The organism is Streptomyces saintjeani (assembly GCF_055409605.1).
Genome location: NZ_CP189624.1, coordinates 802,707 through 818,059, shown reverse-complemented (window position 1 = coordinate 818,059; position 15,353 = coordinate 802,707). Strand labels below are relative to the sequence as shown.

Sequence of the window (15,353 nt, the reverse complement as noted above, 5' to 3'; positions counted from 1 at the left end):
CGCGGCGAATCCGGCACTCCTCCGTCAAACGTTGCGACGCCCTTGCCGAGTTGTGCAGGAAGCGCGCCCGAGGTGACTCCGGTGAGCAATCGATGTGCAGATTCCTCGCACCGGGGATTCACCCGCGAATTGTCGGCGGAAAGCTACCGACCGGTCACTCTGGGGTTGCGTGCCGGGGGTTCCCGCCAGGACCGGCGGTATTGAGACAACCGGCGTGACCGGCGCGGACGTACGGGAGGGCGTCCTTCCTCTTCTGGTGGGCGAGTTGCCCGGACCGGTTCTGTCGGGTTCGGTGCCGGTCAGCGGCATATGGGGGGTTGGCCGATTACCCGTCGCCGCCCGGCCGTTCGCAAAGAAACGGGAAACCGGTTTGAACGCCCTCCGGAAGGCCCGCGTACTCATGGCCAACCAAGGCGCCGCTGTACGGAGCTGCCGACGAGGCAGCACAGACCCCGTCCCCTCAGGAGGTCGAAGAAGTTGAGTCACAAGCGAATCCCGAAGCGCAAGGCAGCGATAGCCGTGGGCGGTGTGGCCGCGCTCGGCGCGGCGGCACTCCTGCTGCCCAACGCGAACGCTTCGCAGGACGGTGACACGAACGCCTCCTCCGTTGCGCCGAAGACGCTGAAGTCCTCCGGTGACGTCTCCGGCCTCGCCTCCCAGCTCTCGAAGATGCTCGGCGACGCGTTCGCCGGCTCGTACTACGACTCCGACGCCAGCCAGCTGGTCGTCAACGTCGTGAACGTCTCCGGCGACCAGAACAACGCCGTCGAGCAGGCGCAGAAGGCCGGCGCGAAGGTCCGCGAGGTCGCCAACAGCTCGGCGAAGCTGGAGTCGGCCGCGCAGACGCTGAAGGCGCGGGCGACCATCCCCGGCACGTCGTGGGCCGTCGACCCCAGAACGAACAAGGTTCTCGTCACCGCCGACTCCACGGTCACCGGCTCCCGGTGGAACCAGCTCGAATCGACCGTGAACGCGCTCGGCTCGAACGTCGCCACCGTCAAGAAGTCCGCCGGGACCTTCAAGACGTTCCTCTCGGGCGGTGACGCCATCTTCGGTGGCGACGCCCGCTGTTCGGCCGGCTTCAACGTCACGGCCGGCGACGGCTCGCCCGCCTTCCTCACCGCCGGGCACTGCGGTGTCGCCGAGGAGAAGTGGGCCGACGCGGCCAACGGCCAGCCGATCGCCACCGTCGACCAGGCGACCTTCCCCGGCGACGGCGACTTCGCGCTCGTGAAGTACGACGACGCCACCACGCAGGCGCCGAGCGACGTCAACATCGGCGGCGGGCAGAACGTCCAGATCCTCCAGGCCGCCGACGCGACCGTGGGTACGCAGGTCTTCCGGATGGGCTCGACCACCGGCCTCAACGACGGCCAGGTCGTCGGCCTCGACGCGACCGTCAACTACCCCGAGGGCACCGTCACCGGCCTCATCCAGACCAACGTCTGCGCCGAGCCCGGCGACAGCGGCGGCTCCCTCTTCACGCAGGACGGCAGCGCGATCGGCCTGACCTCCGGCGGCAGCGGTGACTGCACGGTCGGCGGCGAGACGTTCTTCCAGCCGGTGACGACGGCCCTCCAGGCGACGGGCGCGACGCTGAACGGCGCGGGCGCGGGTACCGGCGACCAGGCGGGCGGCGGTGCCGGTGACCAGGCCGGGAACGGCGCGGGCGACGAGGCCGGGAACGGCGCGGGCCAGGAGGCCGGCAACGGCCAGGACGCGGGCAACGGCCAGGACGCGGGCAATGGCGCAGGCGACAACGGCGCGGGCCAGGAGGCCGGTAACGGCGCCGGTCAGGAAGCCGGCAACGGCGCCGACAACAGTGGCCTCGAAGGCGGCGACGGCCTGAACAACAACCAGAACAACAACCAGGGCGTCGACAACAACCAGAACCAGAACAACAACCAGAAGCAGAACCAGCACAGCGGCCAGAGCAACTGACCCACAGCTGACCCGGAGTCCGGCCCTCCCCCCCCTGGAGGGCCGGACTCGTCACATCTCCTCCGCGCGCAACAACAGCAACGCCACGTCGTCCAACCGGTCCTCCGCCGCCGCGTACCTCCCCACCAGCGCGTCCGCCACCTCCTCCAGCGACCTCCCCCCGTGCTCGCCCAGCCGCCGCGCCAGCGCCGCCACCCCCTCCTCGATGTCCACCCCCGGAATCTCCACCAGCCCGTCGGTGTACAGCGCCAGCACCGCCCCCGGCTCCAACGCCACCTCGGTCGTCGGATACGAGGCCCCCGCGTCGATCCCGAGCAGCGGCCCCCCGGCGAGATCCAGCACCCGCACCCGCCCGTCCGCCCTGCGCAGCAACGGCGGCGGATGCCCGGCCCGCGCCATCACCACCCGCCCCCGCGCCGGATCGAGCCGCAGATACAGGCAGCTCGCGAACAGCTCCACCCCGAGGTCCAGCAGCAGCCGGTTGGTCCCCCGCATCACCTCCCCGGGCTCCTGCCCGACGGTCGTGTACGCCCGTATCGCCGTCCTGAGCTGCCCCATCAGCCCCGCCGCCGTCACGTTGTGCCCCTGCACGTCCCCGATGACGGCCGCCGCGTACGGCTTGGAGGGCACCAGGTCGTAGAAGTCGCCGCCGATCTCCATGCCCCGGGTGGCCGGCAGATAGCGGGCGGTCGCGCACAGCCCCGGCAGCTCCGGCAGCGAGTGGGGGAGCAGCGCGGCCTGGAGCCCGTGCGCGAGCCGGTTCTTCGCGTCGTACAGCAGCGCCCGGTCCAGGGCCTGCGCGATCAGCCCCGCGAGGCTCGTGAGGACGGCCCGCTCGTGGGTGGGGAAGTCGTGCGGCTCGGCGTACGCGAGGACGCACGCGCCGACCGGGCGGCCGGAGGCGATCAGCGGCAGGTAGGCCCAGGCCGCGAAGCCGTCCGGGGTCGTGTGCCGGTCCGGGTAGAGGTGTTCGAGCTGCCGCCGGGAGGCGAAGAACGCGGGCAGGCCGGTCGTCAGCGCGTGCGTGCCGGGTGTGCGGTCGGTGAGCGGCAGGCCGTCCCAGCGGTCCACGGTCGCCGGGTCCGGATACCCGTGCTGCCCCAGCACGTGCAGCCGACCCGCCTGCGCCCCCAGCAGCGCGAGCGCCTGGCACCCCACGGCCGGCGCGATCTCCCGCGCGACGAGGCGTACGACGTCGGCGACGCTCACCGTCTCCGTCAGCGCGCCCGACAGGCTCAGCGCCTGCGAGAGCGTGACCAGCGGAGGGGACTCCGCGCGCGGCGCCCCGGCCTCGGCGCGGGCCCGCCCGATCCGTACGCTCAGCCCGTCCGTCCCCGGGTACAGCCGGAACGACAGCCACTCCGCCGGCGGCTTCAGCGCCACGAACGACGTCGGGATCTGGCCGATCAGCGCGGCCCGGTACCGCTCCTCGTACCCCGGGTCGTCCAGCCACGGCACCGACGCCCACAGCCGGGTCCCCGTCAGCCGGGCGACCGGCACGCCGAGCAGCCGCGCGGCGGCGGCGTTCGCGAAGTCGACGCGTCCGTGCAGGTCCAGCGAGCACAGGCCGTACGGCAGCCGCGCCACCAGCCGCGCGGCCTCCGGCGCCGTACCCGTCCCCACCTCGACGACGTCCCGCTCCACGCCGACCGCGTCCGCCCGCTCCAGCCGCAGCGCGAGCCGCCGGCAGCCGCCGGTGAGCTGCCGCCGCTCCTCCTCGGACAGCTCCGCGGAGCGCCCGCCCGGCCAGGTCACGAAGACGGCGCCGTACACCGTCGAAGGCGTCGCGACCGGCAGGGCCGCGAGGGCGAAGGGGTACGGCAGGACGACCGCGATCCGCGGGAAGCGGCGGGCCATCTCCTCCTCGCCGGCGACCCACACGAGCCGCCGGTCGCGCACTGCCTCGGCGACCGGCAGGGGCGCGCTCAGCCCGACCCGCTCCCAGGGCGCGGCGAAGGCGCGGGGCAGCCCCGCCATCACCGCCATCTCCAGGACGGGCTCCTCCTCCGACAGCAGGTACACCGCTCCCGAGAGGGCGCCCACGGCGTCCATCATCGAGGTCAGCCCCTGCGACAGCGGCGGCCCCGCGGCCGGCGGCACCTCCACCACGACCACCTCCTCGCCCGGCGGTGCGGTCGGGAACAAATCTCTCCCGATACGGCGCGGAGCGCACGGCGAGGGGAGGTGGGAGCGGCGTCCGAAACGGGTTTCCGTACCCGCTCGAACCGTTCATAGGCACCCGAATCGAAGCGCGGGACGGCGTCCGGGCGCCTCAAGTGCGCCCCCGCGCATCGCCCTGGCCGGTTCTTCGCGCTCCGAAACGGAGGCGGGCGCCAAGAATGGGGCACGCATCAAACTACGAGCCGGTGGGCGGGCGAGCAGAAGGGACGTAAGTGATCCGGGTACTTCTGGTGCACGACGAGGGACTGGTGCGGACGGTGCTGGCGAGATGGCTGGCCCGGGAGGGCGACCTGCGGGTGCACGACACGCCGTGGCGCGGCGCGTCCGCACGAATACGCGGCGTAGGGCCCCTCGTGTGCGTGGCCGACCTCGACTGCGCGGACAGCTACGGCATCCCCCCGCTGGGCGAACTCTGCGACCCCGGCGGCGACCGCATCGCCCCCCGCCTGCTGGTCCTCGCCAGCGCGAACCGCCCGGGCCTGCTGAAACGTGCCCTCGAAGCGGGGGCGCTCGGCTACGTCGACAAGGCGGGGCCGCCCGAGCAGTTACTCGACGGGATCCGGACCGTCGCTCAGGGGGAACGTTTCATCAACGACTCCCTCGGGTTCGGATTCCTCAAGGCGGCCGAGATGCCGCTGACCCGGCGGGAGCTGAGCGTGCTGACGCTCGCCGCGGAGGGGGTGTCCATGGCGGAGATCGCGGGGCGGCTGCATCTGTCGCACGGGACCGTGCGGAACTACATGGCGGCGATCACCCGCAAGACGGGGGCGCGCAACCGGATCGACGCGATCCGGATCTCGCAGGGGCAGGGGTGGTTATGAGGAGGGTGCTGCTGCCCAGCGGCCCACGAGGTCGCGGTACAGGGGTGAGCTCTCCAGGAGTTCCCCGTGCGTGCCGTACGCGGTGTTCGCGCCGTCCATGACCAGGACGCGGTCCGCCCGGCGGGCCGAGGCGATGCGGTGCGCGACGACGATCAGCGTGCCGGGGCGCGCGGCGAACGCGCGCTCGGCTCTCTCCTCGGCCGCCGGGTCCAGGTGCGAGGTCGCCTCGTCCAGGAGGGCGAGGGGGGCGGGGGAGAGGTAGGCGCGGGTCAGGGCGATGAGCTGGCGCTCGCCGGTGGAGAGCGCGGCGGGGTCCACGGGCGCGTGCGGGCCACCCAGGGTACGCATCAGGCCGGCCATCCCCACGGCCTCGGCGCCGGCCCACAGCTCGTCCTCCGGTACGGGGTCCGGGCACAGGTGCGTGAGGTTCTCGGCGAGGGTGCCGGTGAACACGTACGCCTCCTGGGGGATGAGGACGCGGTGCGCTGTCGCGTCGGGGGCCGCTCTGCCGCCGATCTCTATGCCGCCCCCGGTCGGGGTGAGGGTCGCCGCGATCAGGGCGGTGAGGGTGGATTTGCCGATGCCGCTGGGGCCTACGACGGTGAGGTGGGCGCCGGGGGGGAGGGTGAGGGAGAGGCGGTCGAGGACGGGGGTGGAGGCGGGGCCGTAGGCGAAGGTGAGGTTGGTGAGGGTCAGGGTGGGGGCGGGCGTTGGGCGGGGTGAGGCTTGGCGTTGGGTGGGGCCGGGCGTTGCGTGGGGCAGGTCTTTGCGGGTGGCGGGGCCGGGCGGTCGGGGTGGGGTTCGGTGAGGGGTGTCGATGGGGGTCGGGGCGGGAGAGGGGAGTGGCAGGGCGGGGCTCGGCGGAGGCGGCGTGTTCGCCGTGAGGCGGCGCAGGACGACCGTCAGGCGTGAGCCGCTCGTGCCGAGGCCGTGGACCAGGGCGTTCAGGGCGGGGAGCAGGGACTGGGTGACGTACGCGAACGCGCCGAGCAGGGCGCCGGGGGTGACGTCGCGGGCCAGCAGCCAAGGGGTGGTCAACAGGAGCAGGACGACGGGGAGTTCACCCCCGACCGCCAACGCGATGACCCGCGTGACGCTCCAGCGGGCCAGCGCGCGGGACGCCCGGAACTCCGCGTCGATGAGACGCGCGGTGCTCTCCTCGACGTCCCGCTCCGCACCCGCCGCGGTGATGTCCCTCAGCCCTGGACAGACCGTGCCGAGATGCGCGGCCAGGGCCTCGTCCGCACGGAGGTACGCCTCCTGGCGCCGGGCCAGGGGGCGGAGGGTGAGGGCGAAGAGGGCGACACCCGCGGCGAGGGGCGGCAGGACGACGACCAGCAGAACCGGGGCGAGGGAGAACAGGCCGACGAGGGCGCCGACGGACGTGAACACGAAGGAGCGGGAGACCATGACGAGCCCGGCGAAGGTGTCCCGCGCGATCTCGACCTGCTGGGTCAGCCCGGACAGGGCACCCCGATCGGCGTCCCGCACGCCTCGCCGGACCACCCCCGTGACCAGCCGGTCCCGCAGAGGCTCCACGAGATCCGCGACGCACCCGTACACCCGGCCGGTCCCCACGGCGCCCACGGCCACCCCGGCCCCGGCGACCCCGAGCCACCCCATCCCCACCCCGACCCGCCCGGCGAGAAACCCCTCGTCCAGGGCCTTGGCCAACGCGTACCCGAGCAGGAAGGTCTGCCCGGCTTCGAGGAGGGACCAGAGGGTGAGACGGAGGAGGACGGTTCGGTGGGAGAGGAGGTAGCGGAGGGCGCGGGGGAGGAGGGGGGCGGGGCCGGAGGGAGGTGCGGGTGGTGGTGTGGGAGCGGCGTGTTCGGTGTCTGTACCGGCGCCGGTCCGAGGCAGGGAGCGCGCTGCACGACTCACCGCGACCCCTTCCCGTCCCCAGCCTCCGCGACGCCCCCCACCCTCACGCCTCCACGCTCACCGACCACCCCCGCACACCCCGCCTCCCCGAACAGCCCCCGGTACTCCGCCACCCCCCACAGCTCCCCATGCCCTCCCACCGCCCGAACCCGCCCCTCCTCCACCCAGGCAACCGCGTCCGCCCGAGCGGCCGTCGCAGCCCGATGCGCCACCACGACCCGAGTCGTCGAGTCGGCCGAGGAGAACAAGGACTCCGTGATCCGGTGTTCCGTGATCGTGTCGAGGCTGGACAGCGCGTCGTCGAGGACCAGGAGACGGGCGGGACGAGCGAACGCCCGCGCCAGGCCGAGGCGTTGGGACTCGCCGCCGGAGCGGGGCGCGTCGACGCAGGGCGTGGCGTAGCCCTGGGGCAGGCGCGTGATGAAGTCGTGGGCCTGGGCCTTGCGGGCCGCCCGCTCGACGTCGGTGGACCCCCGCAGGCCCAGGGCGATCGTGTCCGCGATGGTCGTACCCAGCAGCACAGGGCGTTCGAAGGCGCAGGCCACAGCCGCGCGCAACTCGTCGTGGGTGAGGGCGTGGAGGGGAACCCCGTCGAGGAGCACCTCCCCCTCGGCGGGGTCCGTCAGGCGCGCCGCGACGGCCGCCAGCAGCGACTTCCCCGAACCGCTGCGCCCCACGACCGCGAGGGTCGTCCCCCCGGGCACGGTCAGATCGACCCCGTCGAGGACGACCCGGTCACCCCGCACGGCACGCACCCCCCGCAGCTCCAACCGCCCGGGCCCGTCGGGCAACCGGCGTTCCCCGAAGGCGGGCGCCTCCCGCACCTGCACCTCCGCGAGCCGCCGAGCCCCGGCCCGCGCGCGGACGAGCCCCGCCAACTGCCCCGTGAGCACGCCCACTCCGGTCGCGAGGACGGCGTACCGGGACGCGGCGAGGACATCCCCGGCCGACAGCCGGTGCCGGGCGAGCAGGAACCCGGCGACAGCGACCACGCCGAGTTGCAGCAACGGCGCGACGGCGACGGCCTGCGCGGCGGCACGCCCCTGCACGTGCCACATCCGCCGCCCGGCGTCGGAGAGCTCGGGCAGGGGCCGCAGGACGCGCGCGGCGTCACGCTCGGCGGAGCCGGCCGCCTGGATCGTACGGGCCCCCTCGACCGCCTCGGAGAGCGCGGCGGCGATCCGCCCCTGAACGTTCTGGTACCGCACCACGCACTCGGACGTGTCGCGGGCGAGCACCCGCAGCAGCAGGGCCAGCACCGGTGCTCCGGCGAGAAAGACGACGGCGAGCCAGGGATCGAGCACCCCCAGCGCCACCACACCCCCCACCGGCCCGGCCACGGACGCGGCCAGCGCGGCCCGGGCAGCGGGCGACGCCCCCGCCTGAGCCCCGCTCCCCACGACCCGGGCCACCAGATCCCCCGCCTCGAACCGCCCCCGGGGCCCCAGCGCGAGCACCTGCCGCACGACCCCCCGCCGCAGGAAGGCGGCCGTACGGGCGTCGACGGTCCCCGCCAGCACACTCACGAACCCGTCCAGCACCACCCCCACCACCACGAGCACCGCACACCACCCCACCCAGACCCCGGCCCCCTCCCCCCGCAGCAGCAGATCGAGCGCCCGCCCCAGCACGGCGGGCAGCACCAGCCCGGCCCCCGTGGCCCCCACACTCGCCAGAGCCAGCCCGGCACACCGGACCCCGCTGTGCCGCACGGCGTCCCTGAGCAGCCCCCGTGTCCGGACCCCCACAGGGTCGTCACTCACCGGCTCCCCCTTCCCGAGCTTCCCGAGCTTTCCCGAGCGCACGACCCTGGGGGCCGACCCCATCAGGGACCGGCCCCCAGAGCTGCGTGCTAGCGACGACAGAGCGGCGTCGTCTCCCTGATCAGAGACAGAGCAGGACGCTCGCGGCGCTGATGCAGGACAGGAGGCTGAGGGTGCTCTGGCCCCCGGTGTACTCCTCGGACTCCAGCGTCTGAAGGTCGAGCAGTGCCATGGTGTGCTCCTTTTCGGGTTGTCCCGTCAATTCCCGTGGGGACGGGGGTGGTTCACGACTCCGTCGGAGCCGTGCTCTGGGGCCGCCGGGTCGGCGGCGGGAGGAACGGCAGGTGCGCGGCGCCGCGTTCCTCGGCGAGTGCCGAGGCGAGCGCCAGCAGACAGCCGGCCGTTCCGGTGGCGAGGTCCATGGACAGGCGCATCATCTGGTGGCCGGGGAAGGCGAGTCGGCCCCGATACGGCATCGCCAGCCAGTCCAGCGCGTCGATCTGCGCGGTGAGCCGGGACCCCGCGGCGCCCGGCATCGTCGTACGCGCCAGGTGCAGGATCATCCCGGCGCGCCCCTGAAGAAGTCCGGGCTGGGCGTAGAAGCGGCAGGTGGCGGCCGTGAGGATGCCGGTGCGGGCCTGCTCGAAGCCGTCGTCGGGGGCGTGGGCGAGGTAGTCGTCCAGGACCAGCCCGATCCCCGCGCTGCCGTCCCCGAGGTACGGCATCGTCCGCCACCCCTCGTCGACTTCGAGCGACCCGCCCTGCTGGACGACGCACCCTTCGAGGTCCCGCCGCAACGCGGTCCCGGCGGCCTCCAGCAGCCCCTTGTCGCCGGTGCGTTCGTACTGCCGCAGCAGCAGGAGCGCGGGCCCGGTCGCGCCGCGCATCAACCCCGCACGGGGCCGGGGCTTGGCGGGACGCGGCTCCGCGAGGCGCTCCACGAGGATGCCGGCGGCGTCAGCGGCGTACGCGTCCAGCGACGACTCGCCCGTGAGGTCCGCGAGCCCGCCCAGCACGAGGCCAAGGCCCGCGAGGCCCCCTTGCAGGTCGGACGACAGCTTCTGCCAGCGCTCGCGCAGGATGCCGGAGACGAGGTCGAGGGCGCGCTCGCGGTGTCCGAGGAGCGCGAGGACGTACGCGACGCCCGCGAGCCCGTCGTACAGACCCAGCGGCGTGCCCGGGGGCGGCGGGGCCGTGTGGTCGAGGAGCCAGCGCTCGCCCTCCTCGTAGCGGTCGGCGCCGGCGGCGCGCAGCGCGTACAGGACCCCCGCCGCGCCGTGCGCGACCCCGAGGCCGCCGCCGTCCGAGAACTGGGCGACGTCGCCGGGGAAGAGCCGGTCGTCGCGGTCCGGTGTCGCCGACGCGAGGACCGCCTCGACCATGGAGTCCCGGCTGTGCGGCCAGTCGGCGGGAGCCGGCCAGGTTGCGCGCGCGCCGACCCCGTCCCCTGCCGGGGCCGGCGCGCCGTACGAGGGCTCGCGGACGATCTCCGCGACCGCCTCGTCCAGGAACTCGCGCGGCACGTCGGGGAACTGCTCCCCGATCACCTCGGCGAGGTGTGCCGCCTTGCCCCGGTCGACCACGAACAGCGTCGTCACCGGCAGGAACAGGGCGAGCCGCAGACAGGCGAGGGCGTACAGGTCGACGTCGACGCCTCTGCGCTCCGGCGGCGCGAAGAACCCGGGGTGTGCGACGACCTGCCGGCCGTTCTCGCTCAGCGGCGCCGCCGCCTCGAAGTCGAGCAGGCTCACCGACTCGTCGGGCGCGACCATGATGTTGAAGACGTGCAGGTCGTTGAAGGCGATCCCGCGCGCGTGCACGGCGGCCACCGCCCGCTCCACCTTGCCGTGGACGCGTACGGCCCACTCGGTGTACGCGGCGACGGCCGCCGGGTCCGGGTCGGGCACCAGCAGCGGATGCCGCTCGGCGAAGAACGAGTTGAGGGGCTTGCCCTCCAGGAAGTCCATGACGAGGAACCGGTGCCCGCCCAGCTCGAACCAGTCCCGCACCTCGGGCACGACCCCCGTACCGGCGACGGCCTTCAGCGCCTCCATCTCCCGCTCCAGCCGGGTGATCGCGTCGGCCCCGTCGGACGCGAGCCCCGCGTGCGGACGCCCCTCCTTGAGGACGACCTTCTCCCCGGTCCGTGTGTCGACGCCCTGGTAGACGCCGCCGCCGTTGGAGAAGTGCAGCGCCTTCTCGATCGTGTACGGCAGCTCGCCGACCGTCGTCGCGCCTCGCGCCGCGAGATGCGGGGCGAGGAACGCCGGCAGCGTCACCCACTCCGGCACCTGGAACGAGGGCTGGCGGCGGTCCGGGACCAGCGTCCCCGCACCGTCCCGCACCGCCGGCACCAGCGAGCCCCGCTCGTCGACCACGAACCGCCGCGCGAACGCGCCGTAGCGGACGTACAGCGGGCCGTCGTACCAGCGCAGGTCGGTCAGGATGTACGGTCCCTCGAAGCCCTCCAGGAGCGCTCCCAGCTCGCGCAGCACCTCGTGGAGCTGGTCCTCGTCCGCCGGGTAGACGGTGACGAACTTGCCGCTGCCGTCGCGGCCCGCGTACTTGGTGTTGCGCAGGTGCAGCAGGTGCGGGCCCGGCACGAACTTGAACGGGATGCGGCGCGGCACGCAGTAGTCCCACACGATCGCCGCGATCCGGTCGGCGTTCTCGCGGGTGGCCGAGGCGTGGATCTTCCAGCCCTGCTCGGGGCCCTCGGCGTGCGACGGGGTCAGGGTCAGCCAGTCCCCGGCGCGCGCCGGCTCCCAGCCGTCCGGCACCGGCCTGCGCGCCGTCGCGAACCACCCCGCGGACTCGTCCCGGCCGGCGCCCAGCCGGTCCGGCGTCTCGTAGAAGTGCGCGTCCGCCAGCGCGTAGACCTCGTACCGCTTGTCCATGCGTCCCCCTCCGTGGGCCGGCACTGAGATTTCCAGGGCGCGGGGGCCGCCGACAGTCACGGCTGTCATGAGATGGACATGCGGAACGCACGGGTAAAGACATGTTCGGGATGTTTCGATCCCCGTCGTCCGCCGGAGTGCGCCCTTCCGCCCCTCCGGGCACCCCGGACCGCTCCCAGGGGCTGCGGGAACGCGGCGCAAGCGCTGTAATACGGACGTGGTGACTGAGGGTGGTGCGCGGCAGGGAGGGCGGGCGCCGCGTGCCGAAGTGGCCCTCAAGACCGTCGGAGCGGATCAGCACTCGCCCGAACGGGTGAGGCGGACGCTGGAGCAGGCGCTCGTCTTCGCGGGCGCCTCCTGCGCCGCCGGGTACGCGCCCGGCGCCGACGGCCTGCTGTGCCTCGTCGACTCCGCGGGCGTCCCGCGCACCCTCTTCGGCCTGCGCGAGACCTACCCGCCCGACGGGAACTCCCCGGTCGCTCTCGCCGTCCGCACCGGACGCCCCGTACGGCTCGGCCCCGCCGATCTCGCCGACTGCGCGGAATCCCGCCGGATGGCCGCCGGAGAGGTCCACCTGACCGCCCTGCCGGCGAGCGGCGGCTGCCTGGTCGCGGTCGGGGAGCGGGCCTTCGACGCCGACGACCGCGAGTGCCTGGACCTCGTCGCCGACGCCCTCGTCTGGCCCGAGTCCCGTACCGGCCCGCCCGACGAGGTCGGCGGCGACGGCTTCGCGCTCGCCATGGACACCGGACGCGTCGAGGTCGGTGACCGCCTCCTGGAGCTGTTCGGCCTCGCCCGCGAGCGGTTCGACGGCCGCGTGGAGACCCTCCTCGGCCTCGCCGTCCCCGAGGACCTCCCGGCCCTGATGTCGGTCGTCGAGGCCGACCACATGTCCCTCGGGGACCGTGAGCTGGAGTTCCGGGTCATCGGCCCCAGCGGCACGCCCCGCTGGCTGCGGCTGAGCGGACGGCTCGCCCAGGCCGAGGCGGGCCGCCCGGTACGGCTCGTCGGCACGGTCGCCGACGCCGCCGCCGTCCGCCCCGAGGTCACCGACGTCGCCCGCGTCCAGCGGCTCGCCGCCGCCCTCTCCACCGCCGGGACCGTCCGCGACGTCAGCCACGCCGTCGTCTCCGCCCTGCGCGGCCCCCTGCGCGCCGACCGCATCGCCCTCGCCGAGCTGGAGGGCGAGCGGCTCGTCGTCACCGTCCTCGACCCGCCCTACCCCGAGTCCTGGCCCGAGCTGTGGCGCCTGGAGTGGCGCGGCGAGTGGCCCGACGCGCCGATGCGGTCCCTGCCGACGCTGGCCGCCGTGCTGCGCGAGGGACGGGTACGGATCTGGAGCGCCGGCACAGCCCTCGAACCGGCGCTCGGGGAACTCGGGCCCGGCGGCCTCGCCGTGCTGCCGCTGGCCGCCGGGGGCCGTACGGTCGGCGCCTGCCTCGTCGGCTGGAACGCCCCGCACGACTTCGGCCCCGACGAGCGCGCCCTCCTCACCGCCTCCGCCGGGCTCGCCGGACAGGCACTCACCCGCGCCCACGCCTTCGACGCCGAGCACGAACTCGTCGGCATGCTGCAACGCCAGCTCCTGCCCCGCAGCCTGCCCCGCCTCCCCGGCGGCGTCGCCGTCGCCCGCTACCTGCCCGCGACGGCCGGCCTGGAGGTCGGCGGCGACTGGTACGACGTGATCCCGCTCCCCGACAACCACGTGGCCCTCGTCATCGGCGACGTCCAGGGCCACAGCACCGCCGCCGCGACCCTCATGGGCCAGATGCGCACGGCCCTGCGGGCCTACTCCACCGAGGGCCACCCGCCGGACGTCGTCGTCGCCCACTCCAACCGCCTCCTCCTCGAACTGGAGACGGACCTCTTCGTCACCTGCGTGTACGTCGACGTCGACATGGAGTCCGGCACGGCCTGGTGCGTCCGCGCCGGCCACCCCCCGCCGGTCCTGCGTCACCCGGACGGCTCCACGGAGGTCGCCGACGAGGACGGGGGGCCGCCGCTCGGGGTCGTCGCCCAGGCGGAGTTCCCGCTGGTGCCGCTGCGGCTGCGGGCCGGGACGGTGGTGGCGCTCACCACGGACGGCCTGGTCGAGTCCGCCAGCTCCTCCATGGACGACGGCTTCGAACGGCTCTGTACGGGGCTCAGCGCCGCCGACCCCGCCCACCTGGACCTCGTCGCCGACGGGCTCCTCGCGCAGGCGCACCGGGGGGACGACATCGCGCTGCTGCTCCTGCGCTACGACGGCATGGAGACGCGGCCCCTGCGCGAGGGGTGGACGGTCTGGCGGGTCCCCGAGGCGTCCCGGCACGCCCGCCGCTTCACCCGGCGCACGCTGAAGGCATGGGGCATCGAGGAGGAGGCGATGGACGGGGCGCTGCTGGCCGTGTCCGAGCTGGTCACGAACGCGCTGGTCCACACGGAGGGGCAGGTGCGGCTGGACCTGACCCTGCTGGGCCGCCGGCTGCGCCTCGCGGTCACCGACACCTCGCCCCGGACGCCGGTGAAGCCGACGGGGCTGGGGTGGGAGGCGACCGGGGGGCGCGGGATCCTGCTGGTGGAGGCGGTGTCGGAGGCTTGGGGGACGGTGCCGGTCAGCGGGGGGAAGCAGGTGTGGTGCGAGCTGCGGCTGGACGTCTAGTCACGCCGGCCGCAGCTCTCGCTGTCAGCGTGGCGCCCGCAGCCACTGGCTCAGCAGGGTGAACGCCTCCGGGTACTCCGCCTTCCAGGTGTTGTAGTTGTGCCCGCCGCTGCTCAGCAGCTGCGTACGGATCTCCACCGGCGTCCCCGCCGCAGCCGCCACGAACTGCTCGATCGAGGACGCCGGGCTCAGCCGGTCCTGGCGGGACGTCGCGAGGAAGAGGCTCACCCGTGCCGTGGTCCCCTTGACCATGTGGGTGGGGGCGTTGCGGCGGCGTACGGCGGGGTCGGTCAGCACCGACGTGTCGCCGGTCAGCGGATCGGGGTCGAGGGCCGCGCCCGCGCCGAACACCTTGGGGAACTGGAGGGGCAGCTTCACCGCGCAGAACCCGCCCGTGGAGTACCCGGCGACCCCCCATCCGCTGGGCCCGCCGATCGTCCGGAACTTCGTCCGGATCAGGTCGGGCACATCGGCGGAGAGCCAGGTCGCGACCTTGTGGCCCGGCAGGTCACTACAGTCCGTGTCGACGCTGCCGGGGTTCACGACCGGCATCACCAGGATGAAGGGGTGTACGGCGCGCTGCGCCAGCAGGTCCGCGAAGTCGCCCGGCATCCCGCCGTGCTCCAGCCAGGACTGCGGCGACCCCGGCACCCCGTGCAGCAGCATCAGCACGGGGAAGTGCTTCGTGCGGTACGCGGCCTCGTCGTACTGCGGCGGCGTCCACACCAGCACCTGCCCGGAGAGCAGCGACTTCTTCCCCCGGAAGTAGGTGTCGAGGACCCCGCCCTGCGTGCCCCTGCTGAACTTGGCCCGGTCGACCGGCGGCCCCGGCATGGTCATGGCGGTCGTGTTGTCGGTGCCCATCAGGTCGTCCCACGAGGCGTACAAGCCGTAACTGTTGTTGATCCACACGGCCACCACGGAGATCGCGGTCAGCTGGCACACGCCGATCAGCACCGCCTGTACCGCCCACCGCACCACACGCGGTCCCCGAACCCTCGCCCACAAAGCGATGGTCGCCACCACCGCCAGCGCGGTCACCGCCACGAGAACGACGAAGAACGCCGTACCTGTCAGCGACATGACCACCTCCTGATCCTTACCGGACAACTTTTGCTACTTCTGTACCGAACAGACGAGACATGGGCCGTTCCTGTTGGCCATGGAACAGTCAAGGATCTTCCGGACCGGAACGCCAACCGCTGGTGGGATACAAGAGCAGAAA

The 15,353-nt window shown here is 73.7% G+C and carries 9 protein-coding genes; 3 read left to right on the top strand and 6 right to left on the bottom strand.

Annotated features, from left to right (window positions below; translation table 11 throughout):
• The first annotated feature begins 477 nt into the window (after positions 1–477).
• Positions 478–1,941, top strand: coding sequence for a S1 family peptidase (locus ACQCO7_RS03700; RefSeq protein ID WP_464070426.1), 1,464 nt, complete (start codon positions 478–480; stop codon positions 1,939–1,941).
• 51 nt (positions 1,942–1,992) lie between these two features.
• Here ACQCO7_RS03700 and ACQCO7_RS03695 read toward each other — a convergent pair whose 3' ends face one another.
• Positions 1,993–3,996, bottom strand: coding sequence for a SpoIIE family protein phosphatase (locus ACQCO7_RS03695; RefSeq protein ID WP_464077139.1), 2,004 nt, complete (start codon positions 3,994–3,996; stop codon positions 1,993–1,995).
• A 338-nt stretch (positions 3,997–4,334) separates the two neighbouring features.
• Between ACQCO7_RS03695 and ACQCO7_RS03690 the strand changes: the two genes are divergently transcribed.
• Positions 4,335–4,943, top strand: coding sequence for a response regulator transcription factor (locus ACQCO7_RS03690; protein WP_010354522.1), 609 nt, complete (start codon positions 4,335–4,337; stop codon positions 4,941–4,943).
• Here ACQCO7_RS03690 and ACQCO7_RS03685 read toward each other — a convergent pair.
• Genes ACQCO7_RS03685 through lanKC form a run of 4 tightly spaced genes read right to left on the bottom strand, consistent with a single transcriptional unit; the run spans position 4,938 to position 11,487 of the window.
• Positions 4,938–6,827 carry an ATP-binding cassette domain-containing protein gene (locus tag ACQCO7_RS03685; RefSeq protein ID WP_464070425.1) on the bottom strand — a complete coding sequence of 630 codons (1,890 nt, stop codon included), beginning with the start codon at positions 6,825–6,827 and terminating at the stop codon, positions 4,938–4,940. The two genes, ACQCO7_RS03690 and ACQCO7_RS03685, sit on opposite strands and share 6 nt — an antisense overlap.
• Positions 6,824–8,653, bottom strand: coding sequence for an ATP-binding cassette domain-containing protein (locus ACQCO7_RS03680; RefSeq protein WP_464070424.1), 1,830 nt, complete (start codon positions 8,651–8,653; stop codon positions 6,824–6,826). The genes ACQCO7_RS03685 and ACQCO7_RS03680 overlap by 4 nt, the downstream gene beginning before the upstream one ends.
• A gap of 58 nt (positions 8,654–8,711) precedes the next feature.
• Positions 8,712–8,822, bottom strand: a complete 111-nt coding sequence (locus tag ACQCO7_RS03675; protein ID WP_010354517.1) for a SapB/AmfS family lanthipeptide — start codon at positions 8,820–8,822, stop codon at positions 8,712–8,714.
• A 52-nt stretch (positions 8,823–8,874) separates the two neighbouring features.
• Positions 8,875–11,487 carry a class III lanthionine synthetase LanKC gene (gene lanKC / locus ACQCO7_RS03670; protein ID WP_464070423.1) on the bottom strand — a complete coding sequence of 871 codons (2,613 nt, stop codon included), beginning with the start codon at positions 11,485–11,487 and terminating at the stop codon, positions 8,875–8,877.
• Positions 11,488–11,704: 217 nt separating this feature from the next.
• Between lanKC and ACQCO7_RS03665 the strand changes: the two genes are divergently transcribed.
• Positions 11,705–14,128 (top strand): SpoIIE family protein phosphatase, encoded by a 2,424-nt coding sequence (locus tag ACQCO7_RS03665; protein ID WP_464070422.1) that lies wholly within the window; start codon positions 11,705–11,707, stop codon positions 14,126–14,128.
• 24 nt (positions 14,129–14,152) lie between these two features.
• Here ACQCO7_RS03665 and ACQCO7_RS03660 read toward each other — a convergent pair whose 3' ends face one another.
• The gene (locus ACQCO7_RS03660; RefSeq protein ID WP_464070421.1) at positions 14,153–15,211 is read right to left on the bottom strand and encodes an alpha/beta hydrolase; all 1,059 of its coding nucleotides are present in this window, start codon (positions 15,209–15,211) and stop codon (positions 14,153–14,155) included.
• Positions 15,212–15,353: the final 142 nt, after the last annotated feature.

Bases quoted from the DNA above. Each gene is read 5' to 3' on its own strand.
- ACQCO7_RS03695 (WP_464077139.1), bottom strand. From the start codon at position 3,996: ATGATGGACGCCGTGGGCGCCCTCTCGGGAGCGGTGTACCTGCTGTCG.
- ACQCO7_RS03680 (WP_464070424.1), bottom strand. From the start codon at position 8,653: ATGGGGTCGGCCCCCAGGGTCGTGCGCTCGGGAAAGCTCGGGAAGCTC.
- ACQCO7_RS03675 (WP_010354517.1), bottom strand. From the start codon at position 8,822: ATGGCACTGCTCGACCTTCAGACGCTGGAGTCCGAGGAGTACACCGGG.
- lanKC (WP_464070423.1), bottom strand. From the start codon at position 11,487: ATGGACAAGCGGTACGAGGTCTACGCGCTGGCGGACGCGCACTTCTAC.
- ACQCO7_RS03660 (WP_464070421.1), bottom strand. From the start codon at position 15,211: ATGTCGCTGACAGGTACGGCGTTCTTCGTCGTTCTCGTGGCGGTGACC.